At 49.2% G+C, this 24220-nt stretch carries 21 protein-coding genes; 14 read left to right on the top strand and 7 right to left on the bottom strand.

Annotated features, from left to right (window positions below; genetic code table 11):
• Positions 1–36: 36 nt before the first annotated feature.
• Both H6F88_RS13660 and H6F88_RS34020 read right to left on the bottom strand, forming a co-directional pair.
• Positions 37–1146: a response regulator gene (locus tag H6F88_RS13660; protein ID WP_190643303.1), complete on the bottom strand. Its 1110-nt coding sequence runs from the start codon at positions 1144–1146 to the stop codon at positions 37–39.
• A 271-nt stretch (positions 1147–1417) separates the two neighbouring features.
• Positions 1418–3298: a calcium-binding protein gene (locus H6F88_RS34020; RefSeq protein ID WP_190643302.1), complete on the bottom strand. Its 1881-nt coding sequence runs from the start codon at positions 3296–3298 to the stop codon at positions 1418–1420.
• A gap of 335 nt (positions 3299–3633) precedes the next feature.
• On the opposite strand from H6F88_RS34020, the gene H6F88_RS13650 reads away from it, so the two are divergent.
• The 4 genes from H6F88_RS13650 (at position 3634) to H6F88_RS13635 (ending at position 6094) form a co-directional block, all read left to right on the top strand.
• Positions 3634–4362, top strand: coding sequence for a DUF3891 family protein (locus H6F88_RS13650; RefSeq protein WP_190643385.1), 729 nt, complete (start codon positions 3634–3636; stop codon positions 4360–4362).
• Positions 4363–4484: 122 nt separating this feature from the next.
• The gene (locus tag H6F88_RS13645; protein ID WP_190643301.1) at positions 4485–4703 is read left to right on the top strand and encodes a hypothetical protein; all 219 of its coding nucleotides are present in this window, start codon (positions 4485–4487) and stop codon (positions 4701–4703) included.
• Positions 4704–4796: 93 nt separating this feature from the next.
• A complete protein-coding gene (locus H6F88_RS13640) occupies positions 4797–5657 on the top strand; it encodes a TIGR02587 family membrane protein (protein WP_190643300.1) in 861 nt (286 codons plus the stop codon).
• Positions 5654–6094, top strand: a complete 441-nt coding sequence (locus tag H6F88_RS13635) for a TIGR02588 family protein (protein WP_190643299.1) — start codon at positions 5654–5656, stop codon at positions 6092–6094. Before H6F88_RS13640 ends, H6F88_RS13635 begins: the two co-directional genes overlap by 4 nt.
• Positions 6095–6118: 24 nt before the next feature.
• On the opposite strand, the gene H6F88_RS13630 is transcribed toward H6F88_RS13635, so the two are convergent.
• Positions 6119–6790: a response regulator transcription factor gene (locus H6F88_RS13630; protein WP_190643298.1), complete on the bottom strand. Its 672-nt coding sequence runs from the start codon at positions 6788–6790 to the stop codon at positions 6119–6121.
• 315 nt (positions 6791–7105) lie between these two features.
• On the opposite strand from H6F88_RS13630, the gene H6F88_RS13625 reads away from it, so the two are divergent.
• Complete coding sequence (locus H6F88_RS13625; protein ID WP_190643297.1) at positions 7106–8536, top strand: NADP-dependent isocitrate dehydrogenase; 1431 nt, start codon at positions 7106–7108, stop codon at positions 8534–8536.
• Positions 8537–8930: 394 nt separating this feature from the next.
• Here H6F88_RS13625 and H6F88_RS13620 read toward each other — a convergent pair whose 3' ends face one another.
• Positions 8931–10286 (bottom strand): CIA30 family protein, encoded by a 1356-nt coding sequence (locus tag H6F88_RS13620; RefSeq protein WP_190643296.1) that lies wholly within the window; start codon positions 10284–10286, stop codon positions 8931–8933.
• Between the two features lie 206 nt (positions 10287–10492).
• Between H6F88_RS13620 and H6F88_RS13615 the strand changes: the two genes are divergently transcribed.
• Entirely contained in the window at positions 10493–11821 is a 1329-nt protein-coding gene (locus H6F88_RS13615; protein ID WP_190643295.1) for an NAD(P)/FAD-dependent oxidoreductase, read from the top strand.
• Between the two features lie 10 nt (positions 11822–11831).
• Positions 11832–12242 carry a DoxX family protein gene (locus H6F88_RS13610; RefSeq protein WP_190643294.1) on the top strand — a complete coding sequence of 137 codons (411 nt, stop codon included), beginning with the start codon at positions 11832–11834 and terminating at the stop codon, positions 12240–12242.
• A gap of 123 nt (positions 12243–12365) precedes the next feature.
• Here H6F88_RS13610 and H6F88_RS13605 read toward each other — a convergent pair whose 3' ends face one another.
• Positions 12366–12842: a hypothetical protein gene (locus tag H6F88_RS13605; RefSeq protein ID WP_190643293.1), complete on the bottom strand. Its 477-nt coding sequence runs from the start codon at positions 12840–12842 to the stop codon at positions 12366–12368.
• 278 nt (positions 12843–13120) lie between these two features.
• Between H6F88_RS13605 and H6F88_RS13600 the strand changes: the two genes are divergently transcribed.
• From H6F88_RS13600 to H6F88_RS13585, 4 genes are all read left to right on the top strand, one after another.
• A complete protein-coding gene (locus H6F88_RS13600; RefSeq protein WP_190643292.1) occupies positions 13121–14461 on the top strand; it encodes a 16S rRNA (cytosine(967)-C(5))-methyltransferase in 1341 nt (446 codons plus the stop codon).
• An 81-nt stretch (positions 14462–14542) separates the two neighbouring features.
• Entirely contained in the window at positions 14543–15184 is a 642-nt protein-coding gene (locus H6F88_RS13595) for a hypothetical protein (protein ID WP_190643384.1), read from the top strand.
• A 9-nt stretch (positions 15185–15193) separates the two neighbouring features.
• A complete protein-coding gene (locus H6F88_RS13590; protein WP_190643291.1) occupies positions 15194–16039 on the top strand; it encodes a pentapeptide repeat-containing protein in 846 nt (281 codons plus the stop codon).
• A gap of 344 nt (positions 16040–16383) precedes the next feature.
• Positions 16384–17979, top strand: a complete 1596-nt coding sequence (locus H6F88_RS13585) for a DUF1565 domain-containing protein (protein ID WP_199333600.1) — start codon at positions 16384–16386, stop codon at positions 17977–17979.
• Between the two features lie 257 nt (positions 17980–18236).
• On the opposite strand, the gene H6F88_RS13580 is transcribed toward H6F88_RS13585, so the two are convergent.
• Complete coding sequence (locus H6F88_RS13580; RefSeq protein ID WP_190643289.1) at positions 18237–18536, bottom strand: DUF3493 domain-containing protein; 300 nt, start codon at positions 18534–18536, stop codon at positions 18237–18239.
• Positions 18537–18624: 88 nt separating this feature from the next.
• Positions 18625–20235 carry a serine/threonine-protein kinase gene (locus H6F88_RS13575; RefSeq protein ID WP_190643288.1) on the bottom strand — a complete coding sequence of 537 codons (1611 nt, stop codon included), beginning with the start codon at positions 20233–20235 and terminating at the stop codon, positions 18625–18627.
• A 353-nt stretch (positions 20236–20588) separates the two neighbouring features.
• Between H6F88_RS13575 and pheT the strand changes: the two genes are divergently transcribed.
• The 3 genes from pheT to H6F88_RS13560 all read left to right on the top strand — a co-directional run bounded on the left by pheT (position 20589) and on the right by H6F88_RS13560 (position 24154).
• Entirely contained in the window at positions 20589–23069 is a 2481-nt protein-coding gene (pheT, locus tag H6F88_RS13570) for a phenylalanine--tRNA ligase subunit beta (RefSeq protein WP_190643287.1), read from the top strand.
• Positions 23070–23244: 175 nt separating this feature from the next.
• Entirely contained in the window at positions 23245–23514 is a 270-nt protein-coding gene (locus H6F88_RS13565) for a YciI family protein (protein ID WP_190643286.1), read from the top strand.
• 31 nt (positions 23515–23545) lie between these two features.
• Positions 23546–24154 (top strand): Uma2 family endonuclease, encoded by a 609-nt coding sequence (locus tag H6F88_RS13560; RefSeq protein ID WP_190643285.1) that lies wholly within the window; start codon positions 23546–23548, stop codon positions 24152–24154.
• Positions 24155–24220: the final 66 nt, after the last annotated feature.

Raw genomic sequence — 24220 nt, 5'->3', positions numbered from 1 at the left:
GGAGTAGCTTAAACTGTTTCAGCCTATTCACAGTATTCAAGAAGTGGGAAATTGAATTGTAAATTGGGTCCACCCTGCTTCACTTGTGACTTGGATAGTGCTGTCGAGTCGCTCAACAATTTTTTTAACCAACGTTAGCCCTAAACCACTGCCGCCTTGTTGCCAGCGATCGGCATTTGGCACGCGGTAAAACTTGTCAAACAGACGTGGCAGCGCAGTATCAGGAATATCAGCTTCGTTGCTGATGACTAGCATAATTAAATTAGAGTTGAGCGTTGCTGAAGCTTGTGGCGCACGATAAACTTCTAGAGCAATTTTTCCAGAAGGAGCCGTGTACTTGCAGGCATTGTTGAGTAGTTCAGCTAACATACGCTTTAAGTTGGCAGAATCTACTATGACCGTAGGCAAGTAAGGCGGCACATTAATTTGCAGCGTCTGCTGACGAGCCTGAGTACGAACTTGAAAAGGTTCTGCAACGGCTGGAACCCAGTCTTGCAATTTTATTGTTTCAACGTTAGCAGGGTGCGAATCAGTTTCCAAGCGCTGCAAATCCAATAAGTCATCAATTAGTTCCAGTTCACGGTTAGACTCTGCTTGCAAAACTTCCAGATAGCGCTGTAGCCGCTCCTTAGTGGGAGCTTTCTTCAGCATTTGAATTGCCATCAGAATGTTAGTGGCTGGGTTACGTAACTCGTGGGATGCAGTATTGAGGAAGTCGTCTTTCTCTAAATTACTTTGGTTCAACGTTGCAATCTTTCGCTGTAGTTGCACGATTGAATTTTGTTTGGTAAGTCGAGTGGCGATCGCATCTAATAAGTCAGTTCGCTTAAAGGGCTTAACAATGTAATCATCGGCTCCTAACTTCATCCCCTGCCGGAAATCTTCAACCGTGTTCCTAGCGGTTAGAAAAATAAAAGGAATTAAAGCTGTAGCCGGTTCTTGACGAAGCTGGGATAGGACGCCATGCCCATCCAACTCAGGCATCATTACGTCACAAACGATTAAGTCGGGTAGTAGCTCCTTTGCCATCTGAACACCAGCCAACCCATTTTCAGCACTGGTAATCTGGAAGCCCTCAAGTTCGAGCAGTTCAGAAATTTCCTCCCTAAGTGATACTTCATCTTCGATTACAAGAATTGTAGTCATCGCCCGTGTCTAATTTTCCTAAAGAAATGACCCCTGATCATAGAGTTCCCTACTCCAATCAACTTAAAACGCTAGGACAAACGGGACCCACCAGATGAACAGACCTCTTAAACATAAAGAGCCTCCATACCTGAAAGTATGGAGGCTCTTTATGTTTACTTACTCAGCCCAATCTAGTCGTATATGACTGTTATACCAATTTCAAAAATTAGGGCTACAGATGGAAGGGTACCTTTCCATCTGTAGCCTCTTTTTAGAGAAACATTATTACTTATACGATTGAGCTAACCACAAAACTAGCGTTAGTAAGAGTTGGTACAGTTCCAAGTGCTTTATCAAGGGTGGCAACTAGCCCACCATTCTCGCCAAGACCATTCACAGATCCTAGTGCATTCGTACCATTCGCATCATAGAACAGCTTGCCGCTCTCAGTGCTATAGATGAGGCGAGTTGCTCCAACCAACAAATTAGATAAAAGACCAGAAGCACCTTGCAACGCTGATGCATCACTATCAACTACTACTAACCGATCTGCACTTAAGACTGAACCAACTACCTGATCAACCAACCCAAAGGCAGTTTGCCCCAGAGCAATAATGTCTTCTCCTGCATTGAAATCGGTGATGATATCTTTGCTTGTATCCAAGAGCGCAAAGGTGTCAATTCCAGCGCCACCCGTAAGCGTATCAATGCCTAAGCCACCAATTAACTTGTCAGCGCCAGCACCGCCAACAAGAGAGTCAGCACCAGCACCGCCAGACAAGATATTGTTAGCGGCATTGCCGATAAGCGTATTCGCTAAATCATTTCCTGCACCATTGACTGCTCCAGTAAGCAACTCCAGGTTTTCTACCTGTTGAGTCAGGGTGTAGTCAGTGAGAGTAGAGCGAACTACGTCAATACCTTCATTCACTAACTCCACTACAAGGTCTCCAGCATTATCGATTAAATAGGTATCGCTGCCGAGTCCACCAATTAGTTTATCTGCTCCTGCTGCACCATCTAGAACGTTGTCAGCAGTGCTTCCAGTAATGGTGTTTACTAAGTCATTACCTGTACCTTTGATAGCATTACCAACTAGAAGCAGGTTTTCTACCTGAGCGGTGAGCGTGTAATCAGCGAGGCTAGACTTAACCAGATCAACCCCTTCTCCTACGGCTTCAACGACTAAATCTCCTGCATCACTGACGATATAGAGGTCGTTACCAAGTCCACCAATCAGTTTATCTGCTCCTGCTGCACCGTCCAAAACGTTGTTGCCAACGTTGCCGATGATAGTGTTGGCTGAGTCGTTTCCGATGCCGTTAGAGTTTTTGGTGCCCGTAAATTCCAGATACTCGATGTTATCAGCTAATTTGTAATCAGCTAAAGCTGTTCTAACCCGATCAATACCACCATTGGCAAGTTCAATTGTGGCATCTGCGACGTTGTCAACCAGGTAAGTGTCATCGCCCATTCCACCCGTCAAAGTATCTGCACCTGCATCACCATTCAACACGTTATGACCGCTGTTGCCGGTGATGGTGTTGGCGAGGCTATTTCCTCTCCCGTCTAGGTTTTGAGTGCCTATCAAAACTAGATTTTCTACATGATTGCCCAAACTATAGCTGATCGAGGAGCGAACGTTATCAATCCCTTGATTGCCTCCCTCTACGACTTTGTCTTTGAGGTTATCGACGACGTAAGTATCGTTGCCTACTCCTCCAATCATCACATCTTGACCTGCTCCGCCATCAAGAACGTCATTACCAGCACCACCTCTTAAACGATCCTTTCCTGCTAAACCGCTGAGCAGGTTATTGCCTGCATTACCAGTGAGATGGTTATTCAGTGAATTGCCTATTCCTTTGATTGCCTTGTTGCCTTTTAGAGCGAGATGTTCAACGTGCTTACCCAGCCTGTAACTGGCAGATGACTGAACTATGTCAGTTCCTTGATTTGCCAACTCAATGGAGCGATCGCCACTATTATCCACAACATAAGTGTCGTTGCCCAAGCCACCGAGGAGAGCATCTTTACCTGTGCCACCATCAAGGACATCATTTCCCTTTTGCCCCATTAAGCGATCGTTACCGCTGAATCCGCGAAGGTTGTCTTTGCCTTCAGTGCCTTTGAGAGAGTTCTTCTTAGAGTTACCTTTGATGCGAGCCATAGGAATTAACCAGGAATTAGAAACTTCGTATTTAAGGTAATAAAGTCACCCCCCTCCTAATAACCAGAAAAATACTTGAGTTTCTGTTTGCTCTTCTAGATCAGGAAGCTTTACTTACGCAATTAGAGTATAAATTTATACTAGCTAAGTGCGTACTGAGATTTTGCTTGGGGAGTAACAGGAAATTCCGCAATACTCAAAGATTTCAGCCAAGCGATGGAGTGATGAACTGAAACACAAAAGCTATTCTGAACAGTGCTTTATATTTCTTGACGTTCTTGAAAGGCAGTTTTTGAGTGCCTTTTGAGCGTGCTTTCGGCTTTAAGGATGAAGTGATGATTGTGAATTTGGAGCAGGACGGATGGCAAGTGATTTATCACCGTGCCCATGCATTGCTGGCAGCACAGCTAGCAGGGCAGTGGCGACGAAAAGATGCACCTCCTCGTCTGTATGAAACTGTGGCAGCAATTTCTCACCACGATGACTTGGAGCGTGAATGGGAGGGAAATGAGCTAACTAGAGCAGGCACACCGTTGGACTTTACCCTTGAGCAGGGAACTTCGGTTGAGCAGTTGTCTGAGCAGATCGAAAGTTCGCGCTATCGAGGGCGGTGGGTTACTCTGATGACTTCTATGCACATCAGCCGGCTGACAGAGCCGAGCCGTGGAACATCAAAAGAACTAGACAAGTTCTTAGATGAACAACTTGAGCTTCAGCAGCAGTATCAAAAGGAGTTGGAAATTCCTAAGGAGGATGTGGATGCGGCTTACGCCTTTATGCAATGGTGCGATCGCCTCTCGCTCATCCTCTGCCAGCAAAAGCTTCCTGAAGATGAGCGGGCATTGGAAGTGAGTAAAGGTCCAGATGGAAAGCGGTATGACGTGATTCAGTTTCGTGATAACCGCGTCACGATTAGACCTTGGCCCTTTGAGGATGGGGAGTTTACTGTGAATGTAGAAACCTGTAAGTTGTCACAGGTGAAGTTTGACAGTAATACAGAGTTGAGGCAGGCACTTCAACAGGCACCGATTGAGGTATTGGAGTGGACGTTCGAGAAGCGCTAGCTCGCTTGTTTCCATATAATCAGGAAACTAAACTCACGATAGATGAAGGGGGCACGGGTTTGCCTCCAAAATTGCTCATGTAACTGCAACGTTTCATTCTAGCTAGCATGTAGAGACCGATTATGATTAACACTTTTACCCGCAGTCCCTTTAAAGCCCTGATGGGTTGGGTTGTGGCTGCCTTTCTAGTGGTTGTTGCTGTGGGCTGCGCGCCTAATGCACCTGAAGCTGAAGAGGGTGGTGGACTAGGTGAGGAAATTGAGGAAGAAGCGGAGGAGGGAGAAGTTGAAGAGGGAGAAGCTGAAGAGGGGGAAACTGGGGAAGGAGGAGAAGGGGATTAGTAGAAACTGAACAGGGCGATCGCTTCTCTATTACTAAGTATCAAATGGTTTTCCTATCTATGACACAATAGGAAAACCAGTTAAGAAAGGGTTATGGATACAGCAAAAAAACGCCGCAAAAATGTCTGGCTCAACGAGCTTGACGACATTATTCGCGGCGCTTGCGGTGGTTTTCTGTTTGGTATTCCACTGCTCTATACAATGGAAGTTTGGTGGATTGGCTCGGTTGTTGAGCCACCCCTGATGCTACTGGCGATCGCAATCACCTACATTGTTATATTTCTGCTTAATCGCACTGCGGGGTTTCGCAAGATTGAGAAAATTCGGGCGATCGATGCAGCTAGAAACAGTGTTGAAGCCATTTCTATTGGCATCGTTTGTGCAACGGTAATGCTGACTTTACTCCGTGAAATCAATTCTGATGTCTCTCTAGATGAAATGTTAGGCAAAGTGCTATTCGAGAGTTTGCCATTCACACTAGGGGTGGCGCTAGCAAATCAATTTCTAAGGGGAGATCGAGGTGGTAATGAGGGGCAACGCTCCTACAAAAGCGAAATCAACGCCACCTTTAGCGACATTGGGGCAACCTTAATCGGTGCTGCTGTGATTGCTTTGAATATTGCTCCCACTGATGAAGTTGTAATGTTAGCCAGTGCCGTCTCAGGAGGAAGGCTGCTTGCTATTATCGCGGCTTCGTTGATCATTTCTTATGGCATTGTGTTCCAGTCGGGTTTTGCTGATCAGCAAAAACGGATGCAGCAACAGGGTGTCTTCCAGCGCCCAATGAGTGAAACGCTTGCTTGCTATTTAGTTTCATTGGCAGCAGCAGCATTTATGCTGTGGTTCTTTCACCAACTGAGCTTTGGCGACCCCTGGACAATGTGGTTACAATACACACTCATCCTAGGATTGCCTGCAACAGTTGGGGGCGCAGCGGGAAGGTTGGCAGTATGACCCGAACCCCAGCCCATTCTCCTGACCAGCAACCCTCTGAAGCTTTGCCACAGAAACGTCCGCGATCGCTTGCCGAACAGACCACGTTTGGCATTGCTGGTTTGATTTTAGCCATGATTGTAGGACTCGTGCTGTACATCTGGTTTGATGAACAAAAGCAGCAGCCTCCTGACATTACAGTTTCTAGTCAGGGTGCGGTGCGAGAAGCTTCGGGACAATTCTACGTTCCGTTTGAAATTGAGAATGTTGGCGGGGGAACAGCCGAATCAGTGCAAGTGATTGCTGAACTTCGCATTGATGGCGAAGTTGAAGAATCGGGTGAACAACAAATCGATTTTCTTTCTGGTGGTGAAACTGAGGAAGGAGCCTTTGTCTTTAGCCGCAATCCTCAGGAGGGAGAGCTAGTGCTGCGGGTGGCAAGCTATAAGCTCCCCTAAAATGCATTAGGGGTAAGGAAGATGCTATTCCTCTGGTGTTTGTTCACCTGGAGAACTGTAGCCTCGCTCAAAGGCAAAGCGAATGAGTTGGGAACGGTTTTCCAGGTGGAGTTTACTGAGAATGTTGCTGAGGTGCGTCTGTACGGTGCGAGGGCTAACAAATAGGCGATCGCCAATCTGCTTATTGGTAAAGCCCTGAATCACTTCCCAAAAAACCTTTTCCTCAGCTGGTGTTAGCGGCAGGGGAGAAGGTGTTGCAACACTGGGCTGCTCAGCAGTATTATTTTCGGACTGCTGCATCAACCGCACGATTTCTGAATGAATTCGACGCGATCGCTCTAACTGAGCTTCGATTTTGGCAACTAACTCTCGCGGCTCAAAGGGCTTTGCCAGATAGTCATCCGCCCCCATTTTGTGCCCCTGAATGCGATCGTCAATATCTTTACGGCTCGATAGGAAAATGAACGGCACCAACTGCCCAAAGCGAGTATTTCGCAAGCGGCGGCAAAACTCTAACCCGTCCATCTCTGGCATCATGACATCAGAAACGACCAAATCAGGCGGATTTTGCTCAAACAGCTCCATCGCCTCAACGCCAGAGCTAGCATTTTGAACCGAATATCCCCGATTCTCCAGATAGCGGATCAAGGCAGTTTTTAAGGTGATATCGTCATCAACAATCAGAATTTTCTTCATGCAGATTTACACAGCCGTCACAGCACAGAGCAATAGAACTAGCCTTACTCTTTTTTATCTTAGGATCACGAATCGTAAAACTTCTCTTTCTAGTCTTTCTTAAACAGCAACGCGGCAATATCCACCTTAGTCAAAGATCTGAATTCTAATTCAAACCACTGATTCTGAGCAAAAGTACCCTTTCAGCTTTACAGCTTTGGTGATACAGCAAAAAGGCAGACGAAAAAATCAAGTCTAACACCGTTGTGGGGCAGGAAGTTTGCTAATCTGCCAGGGAAGCTACAGAATCGCTAGCAAGCAGGAGTTGCTGCAACCATGTACGAAAAAATTGTTCCTCCCAATGTTGGATCGCGAATTACCTTTAAGAATGGCGAACCCATTGTTCCAGACAACCCGATCATCCCTTTTATTCGAGGAGATGGCACGGGAGTAGATATTTGGCCTGCTGCTCAACGAGTTTTTGATGCTGCTGTCAAACAAGCTTATGGCGGTCAACGACAGATTGTCTGGTTCAAAGTTTATGCTGGGGATGAAGCCTGTGAGGTTTACGGGACTTATCAGTACTTGCCCGAGGATACGCTAAATGCCATTCGGGAGTATGGCGTAGCAATCAAGGGACCTTTAACCACTCCAATCGGCGGCGGAATTCGATCGCTCAATGTGGCCCTACGGCAGATTCATGACCTCTACGCCTGTGTCCGTCCATGCACATACTATGCGGGTACGCCTTCCCCTCATAAGACCCCCGAAAAGCTAGATGTAATTGTTTATCGGGAAAACACAGAAGATATTTATCTGGGGATCGAATGGCGGCAGGGTAGCGAGGTGGGCGATCGCCTGATCAAGCTACTCAACGAAGACCTGATCCCGGCTACACCTGAGCATGGCAAGAAGAAAATTCCCCTCGATTCGGGAATTGGCATTAAGCCCATCAGCAAAACGGGTTCTCAGCGATTAGTGCGCCGTGCCATGAAACACGCCCTTCGGTTGCCCAAGTCCAAGCAGATGGTGACTTTGGTGCATAAAGGCAACATCATGAAATATACCGAGGGGGCGTTCCGAGACTGGGGCTATGAGTTGGTCACAACTGAGTTTCGGAATGAGTGCGTGACTGAGCGAGAATCCTGGATTTTAGGTAACAAGGAGCGCAACCCGGATTTGAGCGTGGAGGATAATGCCCGTCAGATTGAACCAGGCTACGATGCTCTGACGGCTGAGAAAAAAGCAGATGTTTGCAAAGAGGTGCAGGCAGTACTGGATGCTATCTGGGAAACCCACGGCAGCGGACAGTGGAAAGACAAGATCATGGTGAATGACCGAATTGCTGACAGCATTTTTCAGCAAATTCAGACTCGCCCTGATGAATATTCGATTTTGGCGACCATGAACCTGAACGGAGACTATCTGTCGGATGCAGCAGCGGCGATCGTTGGTGGGTTAGGAATGGGACCAGGAGCAAATATCGGCGACAACTGCGCGATTTTTGAGGCGACCCACGGCACGGCTCCTAAACACGCTGGATTAGACCGGATTAATCCGGGTTCCGTCATTTTGTCGGGAGTGATGATGCTGGAATATATGGGTTGGCAGGAAGCGGCCGACCTGATCAAGCAAGGAATTGGAGCAGCAATTTCGCACCGTGAAGTGACCTATGACCTAGCACGACTGATGGAACCTCCGGTAGACCCACCACTGAAGTGTTCAGAATTCGCAGAGGCGATCGTTAAGCACTTTGGTGGCAACTAGCATCTTCTACCCTCTTCGGGAGAAACACAGTTCATTGCATCTCTGGAGAAAATCGCCTTCTAGTAGGGGACATGGGTTTAGCCTGTAACCTCTTGTCAATGTCGTCCGCAGGTAGAGCCTGGAGATGTTTCATAGTGAGGCTCTACTTCTTGGGACTCCCACAAGACGGAGCCTCATTTATAAACCTGGTTGACTGACAAAACTTCCAAAACTATGGGTTAGCTCGTAGGTTGGGTGAAACAACGTGCAACCCAACATCCACCTGGATTCTGTTGGGTTACGCATTCGCTTTACCCAACCTACATCAGAAGATTTGTCAGTCAACCAGTTTATAGGCACTACAAGGCAAAGCCTTAGAACGAGAAAACGGGAAAAAATTGTTTTTTGGGAGTGTTTACGGATTGGGTTTCAGTTGAGAGAACAAGCAATCCCAGTCACGGGGAGCGCAATTGTTTTCGGCTTCTGTAACCAGAAAGGTAGTGTTACGAGCTTGAGAGTGGGAAAGCGATTGGACGCAAACGGCTGCGACATCTTCACGGCTAATTTTGTTTTGCTGATCAAGGTTTTCTGGGAGACTGTCTGACGTAAAGAGGAGCGATCGCCCCCCCGCTTCATCCGTTAATGAGGACGGTTTTACAATCGTGTAAGCGATTTCACTTTGACGTAATCTTGATTCTGCTTCTGCATCAGAAGCGCCTACAGGACTGACCAGAATAAACTGCGGCAACTCAGAGATTTTGTAGGTTTTGATAAATTTCACTTGAAGCTGAAACGGTCCAGGTGAGAAGTGAGGATTGAGCGCACCATCATACTCAAACTTGCTGAGCATTAGCTGAAAGGCATAGACTCGGCTGGAATCAAACGATTGAGCGTCTTTTACCGTCTTAGCTCGAAATACCGGGATCAGCGCTGAAAAAGGAACCCGAATCAGCATTTGGGTATCTGGGAGCGTGTCAAACGAATAGCTGTAGGCAAGGCTGTCCCAGCCCGATTCGCTCCGCAGCAATAGCTTGTAGCGATTGCCATCCCCTTTCACGCACAGCTCAACTCCTTCTGCTTGAGACAGGTCGAGCGGCGGCTCAAAGTTGCGCGTACGAACGGAGACAAAACCGCCAGAGTTTGCAGTTGAGACGGTTCCAGAAAATACGGCACCGTCAGTATCTAAACGAATGCTGCTTTGACTCGCACCGCCCATGACAACATCATCCAGCGCACCCCAAACTTCCTTAAGGTCACTGGTGGGGTTAGTGAAATCGAAAACAAGCTGACCCGGTCGATTTAGACTATCTGCGGCTGCATCAATCAGGCGAGGCAAAGAGTACTCTGATCCATTCACACAGATAATTGCGCTCACGCCTTTCAGGACATCGGAAATTGCTTCAGGGCTGGCAAGATCTGCTTGCACAGGTTCTATTTGATTTTGGGATGGAGTTGGGACTTCCTCAGTCGGCGTGAACAGCGATCGCACCCGGTAGCCCTGATCGACCAACTGCTGCACCACCTGCTGGCCCAGCGCTGCGGCTGCACCCACGACCAGAATGTTGCCTAATTTGGGATCAGTTAAGAAACTGGTAGCGTTTTTTGCAGAAGTGCCGTAGGAGATAGCAGAGCGATCGACCTTTGGGTCAGGACGACTGCCTAGCCACTGCTGGAACCAATCGACACTGCTTAGGAAGGGGATCGCTCCAAAGTAGGACAGCGTTTTAACAAAGCGTCCCAAATCCCAGCTAGAAGAATTTTGCTGACTCATACGGTCACCTACTGTCACCCGTTTTGCTGCTTTTATCTTAGAAAACTTGCGCTCGCCTTCCCTCTAGCGTGAGTGGTGCATCGCAAGATCCCATCTGTGATTTAGCTAGCAGCTTGCCCTTGAAGAATTATGTAAAGATACGTGTAGATCACGACCGTCAGGCAAAAATACTTGGCAATTGGCGGTCATTCCTTGAGGAACTGACCATGAGTACGCAAAAGCGCCCTCGAATCGTGATCATTGGAGCGGGATTTGGTGGGCTATCGGCGGTGCAAAGTGTTGCTAGCTCAGCAGTTGAAGTGTTGCTAATTGACCGAAACAATTACCACACCTTCAGCCCCATGCTTTATCAGGTTGCGACGGCTGAACTGGGAGCAGAGCAAATCGCTTACCCAATTCGCAATATTTTGCGGAAGCTGCCAAATACTCAGCTTTTGCAATCAGAAGTAAAACGAATCGATTTTGCTCAACAATCTGTAGAAACCGATCGCACCGTTATTTTCTACGATTTTTTGATCTTGGCGACGGGAAGCGTTACCCAGATTCTTAGCGTTCCGGGGGCAGCAGAATATGCATTTCGGCTGGACAATTTGAGACAGGCGATCGCCCTTCGCAATCACATTTTGCGTTGCTTTGAGCAGGCAGCCTATGAATCAAACCCAGAACGCAGACGGCAGCGATTGACCTTTACAATCATTGGCGGCGGTCCAACAGGCATCGAATTAGCAGGTGCATTGGTTGAATTGCTCGGCAATTCTCTCAAGCGGGACTACCCAGTTTTAGATTTTCGTCAGGTGAAGGTGCTGCTGGTGCAATCAGGAAGCCGCTTGCTGAGGGACATGCCAGAGCGATCGCAGCGTTATACCCAGCGTCAGCTTCAAAAAATGGGCGTGAAAGTCATCCTGGACGCAAAGGTAAACCGAATCACTTCCGGTGCCGTGCATTTGCAGGACGGACGCATCATTCTTACAGAAAGTCCGATTTGGACTGTAGGAGTACAGGCTAATTCACTCTTGCGGCAATGGGGTTTACCGATGGGTGACAAAGGGAAGGTGACTGTTTTGCCGACTCTCCAGGTGCCAGATCATCCAGAGGTTTATGGAGTAGGAGATCTTGCACTGCTCAAGGAAAGCGGTCAACCGTTGCCGATGGTGGCTCCGGCTGCGATTCAGCAAGGAAGAAGAGCAGCAGAAAATATTCAGCGGCAACTGATAGGACGACAGCCCGTTCCGTTTAAGTATTGGAATAAGGGAGCGATCGCCATGATTGGGAGAAATGCGGCAGCAGCCCAGATTGGCAAATTCGTCTTTACTGGGTTCCCCGCATGGCTACTGTGGTTGGGGGTTCATCTTGTTTATTTACCTGGATTTCGCAATCGCCTACAGGTTTTGATTGATTGGCTGTGGGATTATGTTTTGCGCGATCGCCCTGCTCGATTTGTGTTGCCTACTTCGAGGGCGATCGCTGAAACTTACCCAACGCCAGATCATAAATCGGACGAAGTTCGCCAGATTTACAACAGACAACGGGTTTAGAGGTAAGCCGATGAACTTGCAAAAAATCATTCCGCTCATCGCTCGCACCTGTCTGGCAGTGATCTTTCTTCGCTCTGGAGCAGGTAAAGTACTTGATTTTGCTGGTACACAAGAACAAATTGCAGGGGCAGGCTTGCCTCTCGCAGCCCTGATGACAATAGGTGCGATCGTATTTGAATTGGTTGGCGCTGTCCTGGTTTTGCTGGGTTACAAAGCCAAGTGGGGCGCGCTGTTACTCATCTTGTTTCTGATTCCGACGACGCTGCTCTTTCACACCAATTTTGCAGAGGGAATGCAGGTTACACAATTCTTCAAAAACCTGGCTATTCTGGGTGGACTTCTGATGGTGACAGCGTTTGGTTCAGGTCCATTAAGTTTAGAAAATCGGTTTCGTTCGCGGCGCAGGTTTGGAGGAATGTGAGACCCTAGAGTTCCATCGTCAGGGTGTAGCAGTCGATAAGTAAGTTACTTGAATTAAGCGTAATACACTGCCCAAATGCTACTCCCCTACTCCGTGCTGGGTAACAAACTCAGACTTCTAGACTCATGCTGGAACTGCGACAGCAGAAAGCATTTGCTTCAGGTTTTCGGGCTGCACAAACTCTAGATACTGACAGGCGATCGATGGCGGCAGCAGTTCAATCATCATCGTATTTTCGATCCATAGTTCAATCACTTCAAACAGTCCATCCCGACTGCAGTGGAGCGATCGCCACCCTTCCCGTTGAGCCACTTCCTGAATCTTTTCCTGGCTAACAGGCACTGAAATTGCAGCGTGAACTGCACCAAAACTGTAGGCAAACGCATTGGTAGAGAAAGTTGCCTGTTCACTGTCAGTTCCTGGCAGCAGTTCAGTTCCAGCCGGATAAACTTCGATTAAAGTTCCATGTTCATCCAGGGCAAGCGCCATGTAGCTACCTGGATGAGGTGGAAAGGGGGCAGCGCAGCCGTCCAACAATTCAGCCAAAACCTCAGCAACATGAAGCGGATTGCTGGCAGAGATAGAAATGTGATGAATCATAGAAATCCCTCCGAAATCAAGAACCTTTAAATAGGACTTACGCCAGGACTTCTCACCGACCTTGGCTGTGTAGTCCTGATCTATACATCGCTTTGAAGTGCATCCATTTCGTAAGTGAATATACCGAAAACGTAGATCTCATTCCATCGGGGGATTTATCTTCATCCGGACAAATCACCCGATGGAATGAAGCTAAATTCGCTAAAATCTCAAGGCAATAGCCTACGAGAGTTTTCGCTGGGCTATTGTGTGGTGTTTGCTCTCGTCCGAATGGTTCAGTGACTCAAAATCCCCGGCAAGCGGCCTTTCTCGCACTCCGATCAGTCCATCGGGGCGCATTTGCAGATATAGCGTTAGACCGTGCTTTACAGCGGTCAGAACCAGCCCCTCCAGATCGCCGCCTGGTGACAGAGCTGGTCTACGGCAGCGTTAGACGACAAAGAACGTTGGATGCTCTAATTGACCAACTTGCAAAGCGGCGATCGTATCAGCAGCCTCCCGATTTACGGGCTATTTTGCATTTAGGGCTGTATCAACTGCGCTATCTCAATCAAATTCCGGCAGCGGCAGCAGTCAATACAACGGTTGATCTGGCAAAGCAAAACAGCTTTGAGAAATTGGCAGGGTTTGTCAATGGGCTGTTGCGCCAATATCTTCGGCTTGCAGAAACGGGCGACCCGCTACAGCTACCCGACGATCCGGTCAATCGACTGGCAGTACTGTACAGCTACCCCGACTGGGTGGTGCAGGTTTGGCTGGAGCAATTGGGCTTTGAGGAAACGGAAATGCTCTGTGAATGGCTGAACCGATCGCCTCACATTGACTTAAGAGTTAATCCACTGCAAGCTTCTTTAGAACAGGTTCAATCAGCGCTGCAAGAGGTGGGAATCAAAACCACTACGGTCGCCGCCCTGCCCCAATCCCTGCGATTGTTGGATAATTCGGGGTCAATTCAGAACCTACCCGGATTCCGGGAGGGCTATTGGACCGTACAGGACAGCAGCGCTCAACTGGTAGGTCATTTGCTTGACCCACAGCCAGGGGAAACGATTGTTGATGGCTGTGCGGCTCCAGGCGGCAAAACAACACACATCGCTGAGTTGATGGGCGATCGCGGCATTGTTTGGGGATGCGATCGCTATGCTTCGCGGTTGAAGAAACTACGCCAGAATGCAGAACGACTGAAGCTGACCTGCATCCAGACCTGTGCTGGAGATAGCCGTCAATTCACTCAATTTGCTCAACAAGCAGATCGGGTGCTGCTCGATGTTCCCTGTTCAGGACTGGGAACCTTGCACCGCCATGCCGATGCCCGCTGGCGACAAACCCCAGAAACCGTCCAGGAATTAGCTCAACTGCAAACCGAATTGCTTGACCAGGCAGCAACCTGGGTCAAACCCGGCGGAGTGCTAGTTTATTCCACCTGTACGCTGCATCCCGCCGAGAATGAGGCGATCGCCCAATCCTTCCTATCTCGCCATTCGGAATGGGCAATTCAGCCCCCGTCTCACCCTCCCGGCGATGCTTTTGTCACCCCAGAAGGATGGCTCAAAGTTTGGTGTCATCAGCGCGATATGGACGGTTTTTTTATTGCTCGTTTCCGCAAAGCTATCGAATAACATTCTTAAGAGTCGAATAGCGCGGTAAACTCAAATCGTTACACATTGAGGAGTTTGACCTCAGCACACGGAGATCGCAGATTGGGCGTAGAACTTCGCAGTTACGTATATTTAGACAACTTGCAGTCTCAGCACGCTGCCTACATTGGCACAGTCTCCCTAGGATTTCTGCCCTTACCAGGAGATGCCTCTCTGTGGGTAGAGATCTCGCCTGGCGTTGAAATCAACCGGATCACCGATGTAGCGCTTAAGTCTGCCGTCGTTCGTCCAGGGGTGCAGTTTGTCGAGCGGCTATACGGGCTACTGGAGGTGCATTCTAACCGCCAAGGAGAAACTCGTGCCGCAGGCAAAGCCATTCTTGAAGCATTAGGTGTGCAAGAGCGCGATCGCCTTAAACCGTCTGTCGTTTCCAGCCAAATCATTCGCAATATTGACGCTCACCAGGCACAACTGATCAACCGCAACCGTCGCGGACAAATGCTCCTGGCAGGGCAAACGCTTTACGTGCTAGAAGTTCAGCCTGCTGCCTACGCCGCTTTAGCTGCAAACGAGGCAGAAAAAGCAGCGCTGATTAATATTCTTCAGGTGCAAGCAGTTGGCAGCTTTGGGCGACTTTATCTGGGCGGCGAAGAGCAAGATATCTTAGCAGGTTCTCAGGCGGCGATCGCCGCAATGGAAAACGTCTTTGGGCGAGAAAACCCAATTGGCGGGCACAAGGAATGAGGCTTTCCGATGGCAAGGATTGAACATCTGTCGCTCCTCCAAAATGCTAAGTGGGCTTCCTGGAGAATCCAAAACCCTGAAATTCAACTCGACCTGAGTGAAGCAGACTTGCACGGTGCAAACTTGCCAGGAATAAACCTGAGCAATGCCAACTTAAGTCGAGCCATTCTCAGGGGCGCTAAACTAACCACCGCCGATTTCAGCAGGGCGAACCTCAGCAACGCTGATTTACAAGCCGCAGAACTAAGTGGGGCAAATCTCTACGCAGCTGAGCTGGTTGTCGTTGACTTGAGAAGGGCAACCCTTAAAGAAGCTGATTTGACTGGAGCAAACCTGATTGGGGCTGACCTGCGAGGAACGACGCTTAACCGAGCAGACCTGACCAGAGCCAACCTGATTGGCACAAACCTGAGCAATACTCGTTTGCGCTGGGCAGACCTGACCGAAGCAAAGCTGGCAAAAGCTAACCTTAGCCAAGCCGATCTGTATCAAGCAAACCTCAGTAACGCAAACCTCAGTAACGCCACTCTTTACCAGGCTCAGCTTATCGGGGCTTCTTTGTATGAAGCTAACCTGGCGCAGACAGACCTCGGAGAGGCATACATGACTCGCGCCTACCTATTCAGTACAAATCTCCAGGAAGCGTCACTACGAGGAACAGATTTAAGGTGGGCAAACCTGAGCAAAGCAAACTTGGAGGGTGTTGATCTGAGAGCCGCCAAACTAAAAGGTGCAAACTTCAGCAAAGCGAATCTTAGCCATGCAAATCTCAGCAACACAGATCTCACTTATGCCGACTTAACTCGTGCAAACCTCCGAGGCGCAGTCATGCCTAACGGTACGGTGCATGATTAATTTGAGGGACAGGCTAAGAACTGTCTACCTCTTGCCCCAGACCCAGGTGGCTTTCAGTATAGGCTAAAGCCAGTAGGTGAAAAGCTGGGACTTGGGGTGTTTACTTTAGAAGAAAATTTAGGTCCAGCAGTATTTTCCGTGGCTTAGCCTGTGTGGAACTGAGAGTCTTTAAACCCTGTCCCAACTGTAGTAACAACATTTACTAGCTTTTCCTCGTAGCGCCCGCGTTAAGCAAAACGGTCATGAGTCGGAGTTTAAGTTTGAATCGATTCATAAATTCATTTCTGCACACCCCCCCATCTATTAGTAAGGTAATGCTACGAAGACATTCCCCCCATATCAAAATGTCCATTCCTGTGGGCATAACCACTCTTTTACTGTTAGCGAGTGGAGCGAGCGCTGCCCCCCTTCCTGCTAACCTGGGCTCCTCCATTACCGCCCAAATTCCCGCAAATGCCACGGTCCTTCATGTCAACCCGACCCTGGGGACAGACAACCCTGACGCAGGTAGGGAATCAACTCCCTTTCGCACCATCAGCTACGCGATGCAGCAGGCACAGCCTAATACGGTCGTTCAACTTGCGCCTGGTAGCTACACCCGCGACACAGGTGAAGTTTTTCCAATCGTCGTCCGACCTGATGTAATCTTGCGAGGTGATGAATCGACTAAGGGACAAACGGTTCTGATCATTGGCAGCGGCAGTTATGCCAGCCCCACTTTTGCCGTCCAGAACGTGACGATCCGAGCAGAATCTGATAGCTCGATTCGCGGTGTCACCGTCACCAACCCTAACAGTCGCGGCACTGCTATTTGGGTAGAATCCACCAACCCTAGCATTCGCGACAGCACACTTTCCAATAGCCTGCGAGACGGTATCTTTGTCACCGGTACAGCTGCCCCCACGATCGAAGGCAACGTCTTCACCAACAATCAGGGGAATGGCGTTTCGGTTGCTCGGACTGCCCAGGGTGAAATTCGCGGCAACATTTTCCAGAGCACTGGATTTGGAATTGCGATCGGCGACAACTCGTCCCCTAGAGTAGAAAACAATCAAGTCGTTCAGAACGTAGATGGCATCGTTGTTTCTAACAACGCTCGTCCGGTTTTACGAAATAATGTAATTGAGAGCAATACCCGTGATGGTGTAGTGGCGATCGCCAATGCTCAACCTGACTTGGGTACCGCCGAAAGCCCTGGAGAAAACCTGATCCGTAACAACGGTCGCTATGACCTCTACAACGCTACCCGTAGCAACACGATTGTTGCAGTTGGCAATCAGATTGACCCCGAACAAATCTCTGGCTCCGTTGACTTTGTCGCAGCTACGGTTGCAGGCGCATCCAGGTTTTCAGACGTGACAGGACATTGGGCCGCAGCATACATCGAAGCCTTAGCTAACAGAGATGTAATTGGTGGCTTTCCCGATGGCACATACCGTCCTAATGAGCCCGTCACTCGTGCCCAGTTTGCCGCCATTGTGAATGCTGCTTTTTCACCCACTCCAGAGCGATCGGGAATTACTTTCCCTGACGTTCGCTCAGATTTTTGGGGCAATGCCGCAATTCAGTCAGCCTACCGGGGAAATTTCCTTAGCGGCTATCCAGATGCAACCTTCCGACCCAATCAACAAATTCCTAGGGTTCAGGCACTCGTTTCCCTGGCATCGGGCTTAAAGCTGCCTACTGGTGATACGACCGCGCTAACTCGTTACCAGGATGCTGGACAGGTTCCGGCTTATGCGACAGGGGCGATCGCCGCTGCCACTCAGCGAGGCATTGTCGTCAACTACCCCAACGTGCAGCAGCTAAACCCTAATCAGGTTGCCACCCGGGCAGATGTAGCGGCCTTTATTTATCAGGCTCTAGTTAACGCGGGTCAAGCTGAGGCAATTCCCTCACCATACTTAGTGCTTAGCTCTGATGTTAATCCTTTGCAATAGCTGAGAGGATAGCTTCGGAAATCTCTTAAGCGGCGACCATAAATGCCGAGTGCCAGCCCTTTGTGGGCTGGCACTCGGCATTATTTATTCACAGGAAGTTATAGTCAGGACCTTTATATCGGCTGATCCCGATTGAGCTTTTACTATATTGCCGGAGATTTTCGCGGCTCCTCAATTTTGTAATCTTTTCTTTGTGTTTCCCTTCCTCAGGATTCTCAACCTTTTGTTCCCCAAACTTCAAATATATTCACACCTCTTCATCCCTCATCTTTCACTTTACCTTTCTGCTCTAAGCGATACAGCCAGACCATTAGCGCTACCACTCCAACTTGGAGTGCAAAGTTGGGAAAAGCAGCGCCAACTTCCCGACCTGCAAGCAGTTGTGTGAAAAAAACAAAAGCTCCGATCAGTCCAGATGCACCAAAAGCAACATAAACAAACTGCCTCAAGCCTCGGTAAGGTGCCTTCGCCTCAGCCCTCAAACGGGCATACTTTTCGGGACTAAGATTCCGAGCGGGTTTTGCCTTGCCACGACGCTTAGAATTTGAATCAGCCATAACTAGATTCCTTCTCAACTAGACCAGGATTGCCTAGATAAGATAGCAGATTCAAAACTTAGGCACTGGGCAATCTTGTAGCCATTCGCTACCATACGCCTCGCTTGCCGCTGGGATGAACGGTTGTCCAGTTTGTTCGAGCTGTAGCAAGCTGTTCCTCAGAAACTTTTGCTCCTGTCAAATCAGCCCCACACAGATTTGCGCCGCGTAAATTGGCATTGCTCAAGTAGGCAAAGCTCAGGTCTGCACCACGCAAATCTGCTCCCTCTAAATCAGCATGACTCAAGTAAGCTCTCGCCATATTTGCATTTCGTAAAACAGCGTGACTTAGACTGGCTTTACCAAAGTCAGCGTTAAACAAATTAGCGCCCTGAAAGTTAATCTTCTGTAGCTTCGCCTGATGGAAATTTGCTTCAGCAAGATTAGCTCGTTGTAAGTTTAATAAGCTGAGATCGTGAGAAGTAAAGTCCCTTCTTCCCTTAGCATAGGCTGTGAGCAGGTCAGTAGAAGCCAGTTTAGGTGCCGCAGAAGGTACCCCAGCAGTCCCCTTAGATTTGATAGCAGTAGATAAAGAAGCTTTTTGGGTCATAAGCCTACGTCGAGGAGAGCCAGGCTGTAAGCTGGTCGCTTCAGAGGATGCTGCTCTGGCTTGCTGTCGCGCCCGAATTGCGGCCGCCATCCGAGAGGATGGGGTAGATGGAGTGGTGTCATTCAGGTCAACAGAAGGAGAATACTCCGGCTCAGCTTGATAGAGAGGTCGATTAGGTTTGGTGACCATGCCCTGAGCTAAGCTATCAAGATAAGGCTCAAGATCGAGTGCCCTCAAAACTTCGTTGGAAGACTGGTAGCGATGGCGAACCGAGACCTCCAGCATCTTCCGCAAAACATCAGCAAAGTGATCGCTAATGTGAACTTTCTCCCGCCAGAGCATTTCTCCGGTTGCAGGGTCATAGTCTAGGTCTTTTGGCGACTTCCCAGTTAGTAAATAAATGCAGGTGACTCCAAGGGCATAGATATCACTGGCATAGACTGGACGCATTGCCATTTGCTCAGGTGGAGCATAACCCGGAGTGCCAATCGCATAGGCCGTTAGAGCAGTTTGCTCAGAAGCGCCAGCACGAGTCGGATTTACCTGGTCTTTTACTGCCCCGAAATCAATCAATACCAGCTTTTTGTCCTGAGAGCGGCGAATCAGGTTAGCAGGCTTGATGTCGCGATGAATCACCTGTTGGCTGTGAATGTACTGCAGCATCGGCAAGACTTCGCTGAGAAACTGCTTGACCCCGGCTTCGCTAAATGGGCCAGAACGTTTAACCTCTTGCTGAAGGGTAGAGCCGCTAATATACTCCTGTACCAGGTAAAATTCTTGGTTGGCTTCAAAGTAATCTAGCAGTCGAGGAATTTGGGGGTGATTTCCGATTCTGCCAAGGGTTTTGGCTTCGCGCTTAAACAGTTCTCGTGCCATTTGCAGCACGTGAGGAGAAGATGCGGCTGGGCGAAGCTGCTTAATGACGCAATGGGGAAAACCTGGTAATGACTCATCCTTAGCCAGGTACGTTGCCCCAAAACCACCGTGACCGAGGGTTTGGAGAACTCGGTAGCGATCGCGCAGCAGCAACTTGGAGCCGCAAGCCTGGCAAAGCTCGGTATGAACTAAATTTTCGGGGTTAGGACAGGCTGGATTTAAGCAGTAGCTCATGCGGCATCACTCGCTATGTCAGTCGCCGGGGCATCACTTCATCCACTTCTAGACGTAGACACCTTAACTTCTATTATCTTTCCAAGAAAGACGAGATAAAGCGCCAAGTTTGCGGAAAATCTCTTGAAGAGTTGCTAAAGCTCACCCTACTTTCCTTAAAATCCTTGTGAATACCCGATTCTCTGTAGTTTAAGGGAGGAGAAGATGGCACAGTGGAGGGGTTGCACCCAGTTATGGCAAAGCACCACAGACTCGTAGCAAGCTTCCATCATTTCAGAGGCTTCTCACAGTTGAGCGGTAGAATGGTGGGGCACTATTGTAGACCGACCTAGAGTTAAAGAGCAAGTTAGGCAATGCGTATCTCACTAAACTGGCTGCGAGAACTAGTAGACCTGACAATGAGTCCAGAAGAATTAGCAGAAATGCTAACAATGGCTGGATTTGAGGTCGAAGAAATTGAAGACCGTCGCACTTGGGCAGATGGTGTCGTAGTCGGAAAAGTGTTGAGCTGTGAGCCACACCCCAATGCAGACAAACTCAATGTCTGTCAGGTTGATATTGGCAGAGGCTCCCCTTCCACCATCGTCTGTGGCGCGTCTAACGTCAAGGCAGATCTTTACGTTCCTGTTGCCACAGTGGGGACTTATTTACCAACTGTAGACTTAAAGATTCGCCCTCGTAAGCTGCGGGATGTCGCCTCGGAGGGCATGATCTGCTCTCTGGCAGAGCTTGGGCTTGCGAAAGAGTCTGCAGGTATCCATCACTTTGAGCAAGATTCCTTGAAGGTCGGCAGTGATGCTCGCCCGCTTTTGGGCTTGGATGACGTGGTGCTGGATTTGACCTCAACAGCAAATCGAGCAGATGCACTCAGTATGGTCGGGGTAGCAAGAGAAGTAGCAGCCTTGACAGGGGCTAAGTTGAAACTGTCCAATGTGCCTGAGCTTTCAGTCGAAACCAGTCCAAGCTTAGCTGTGAAAGTTTCTGAACCTGAAGCTTGCCCGATCTACATTGGCACAATCATAGAGCAGGTGAAGATTGCACCCTCGCCTGAATGGCTTCAGCGCCGGCTCCAGGCAGCAGGAACGCGCCCGATCAACAATGTTGTAGATATTACCAACTACGTTCTGTTGGAATGGGGGCAACCCCTTCATGCGTTTGACCGCGATCGCCTGCGCTCTGTCGTCGGCACTGATAACCTGACGATTGGCGTTCGCTTTGCTAACTCTGGGGAGTCTTTGACCACTCTAGACAGCCAAAAACGAACGCTACATGAGCAAACGCTCCTAATTACGGCAAACGATAAACCCGTAGCGCTGGCTGGTGTGATGGGTGGTGAAGAAACTGAGGTTTTTGCCGATACGCAAAATTTGATGCTGGAGGCAGCCCTGTTCGATTCTGTGGCAGTCCGCCGCTCGGCTCGCTCTCAGGGGCTTCGGACGGAGGCTTCTGCTCGCTATGAGCGGGGCGTAAATCAGGCAGAACTGGCGATCGCCTGCCGCAGAGCCATTCATCTAATTTCAGAATTGGCAGGGGGGGTAACAACGGTGCAGGCGATCGCTGACTCACGTTCTAGTCAGGCAACAGCAACTCGCACCATTGAGTTACGCCTTGACCGCGTCAATCAGGTACTTGGGCCAATCGAACTGGATGCAGAGGCGCTCTCAAGCGCCGCTACGACCGACCCCAAAGACATGGACGAAGACGTTGGCGAACTACAGCCTGAAGACATTGAGCGCATTTTGACTGCCTTGGGCTGTACGCTGGTTCCAGTTCAAGAGCGAGTTTGGAGTGTCACCGTTCCGCCCTATCGTTACCGGGATTTGGAGCGAGAAATTGACCTGATTGAGGAAATTGCTCGACTCTACGGCTACAACAATTTCTGCGACACTCTACCTGCCAAAACTGAGCCAGGATACCTTTCTGTTGAGCAAGCACTAACTCAAAAGATTCAGCAGGCGTTTCGAGCCGTCGGACTAACCGAACTGATTCACTATTCTCTGGTGAAACCAGACAAAGAAAACCAAATTTCGTTGGCAAATCCTTTGTTCGCAGAATACTCAGCCCTTCGCACTGAGCTTCTGTCTGGGCTAATTGATGCCTTCCAGTACAACCTGGAGCAGGGGAACGGAGCACTGAATGGGTTTGAAATTGGGCGAGTATTTTGGCGAGAAGAGGAAGGCTTAAACGAAACGGATATGGTTGCTGGCATCCTGGGTGGCGACCCCAGCCAGGGGCAGTGGGTGCGCGGCGGGCGAGAACAGCCGATTACCTGGTTTGAGGCGAAAGGAATGATGGAGAGTGCCTTTCAACGGTTAGGACTGTCCGTTGAGTATCAGCCCGATCGCCGTAACGCTCTCTTGCATCCTGGAAGAACGGCCTCTCTCTGGGTTCAGGGAAACCGTCTGGGTACGTTTGGTCAACTGCATCCCCAGCTTCGCCAAGAAAGGGGCTTACCCAATGAGGTTTATGTTTTTGAGCTAGACCTGGATGTGATGTTTGCCCAAATGGAGCAAGAGGAAAACACTGCGTCCGCATTCAAACCCTACTCGACTTACCCAGCTTCCGATCGCGACATTGCCTTCTTTGCCCCGACAAAAGTATCCGTTTCTGAGATTGAGCGGGCAATTAAGAAAGCAGCGGGCACACTTTTGGAATCAGTAGAGCTATTCGACGAATATCGAGGAGAGAATGTCCCTGAAGGAAAGCGCAGTTTGGCACTGCGGTTAGTTTATCGAGCAGGCGATCGCACCCTCACTGATGAAGATGTCGAACCCGTGCACCGCAAAGTTCGAGATGCTTTGATTGAAAAGTTTGGGGTCGATCCGAGAAGTTAGAGTTCACTCGAAAGGTTGAGTTCTCATGCGCGTCGCCCGTAAGAACTCAACCTTTCAAAACCCGCTTAAGGGTTGACTTCTCAAGAAGTCCTAAATCTGTAATGATTTTTGGCAGTGTGGGTTTTGCCTGTGCTGCCAAAATCTTTTGTAGATCAATTCACCGAGATACTGGTTTATGCCTAAATACGTGATGTGGGGAAGCTACTGTGATGACGTGTTGGAGAAGCGTTCTCCCTATCGTCAGGCGCATCTAGATCGGCTTGCTAAGCTAAAGGAATCTGGAGCGTTGGTCACAATTGGCCCAACTCAAGATCTGACTCAGGTGTTTGGGGTATATGAGGCTGAGGACGAGCCTACCGTAAGACAGTTGGTCGAAGAAGACCCCTACTGGCAAAACGGCATCTGGACTGAATACGAAGTGAAAGAGTGGATTCAGGCTTTTTGATTTAGAACGTTTTTGGATTAGGAGATTGCGAATGTCTACTGTCACATCTACTGCAACCCAAGCTCCTATCGCCCATCTCAAAATTACCTGGCCCCTCCTGCCAGAGGACTTCATTCTGCCTGATGACCCCGTGGAAAACACCGATCAACCCCTGCTTGCAGCCGCTCTACGACAGCCACTTACTGCATTTCCTGAGTTGATGCAGGATGCTTTGGTCGTCTCCAATTTTGCCCTCTGCGCTGCCATTCAAGACCGAACTATTTGTAAAGCACCTGACTGGATGTATGTCCGTCCAGTGCAGCCCTGGCAACGACCTGAGTCTCGCCGCAGCTATACGCCACACACTGAGGGCAGCGTTCCCCAAGTGGTGATGGAGTTTTTATCTGCAACCTACGGCGAAGAATATTCGGTTGAGTTTACGCAGTCGGTCGGCAAGTGGTTCTTCTATGAACAGGTGATGCAGGTTCCCCACTACATCATCTTTCGACCTGACACGGGACACGTAGAAGTTTATGCACTGACCGAAGGACGCTACCAGATTCAAAAAGCAGACGCCTCAGATCGCTACTGGATTTCAGGACTGGAACTGTTTTTAACGTCAATTCGGCTTAAGCAAACGCAGGCAGAGCAGTGTCAATGAGCAGGGAGGGCTTCTTGGGTTGGTGGCAGTAGGCGATCAAGCCACAGACTAAGTTTAACAGGCAGT

This window comes from Oculatella sp. FACHB-28 (assembly GCF_014696015.1).
Taxonomy (GTDB): domain Bacteria; phylum Cyanobacteriota; class Cyanobacteriia; order Elainellales; family Elainellaceae; genus JAAUTN01.
The sequence above is the reverse complement of the archived record's forward strand: the minus strand, read 5'-3'. Positions and strand labels throughout refer to the sequence as shown.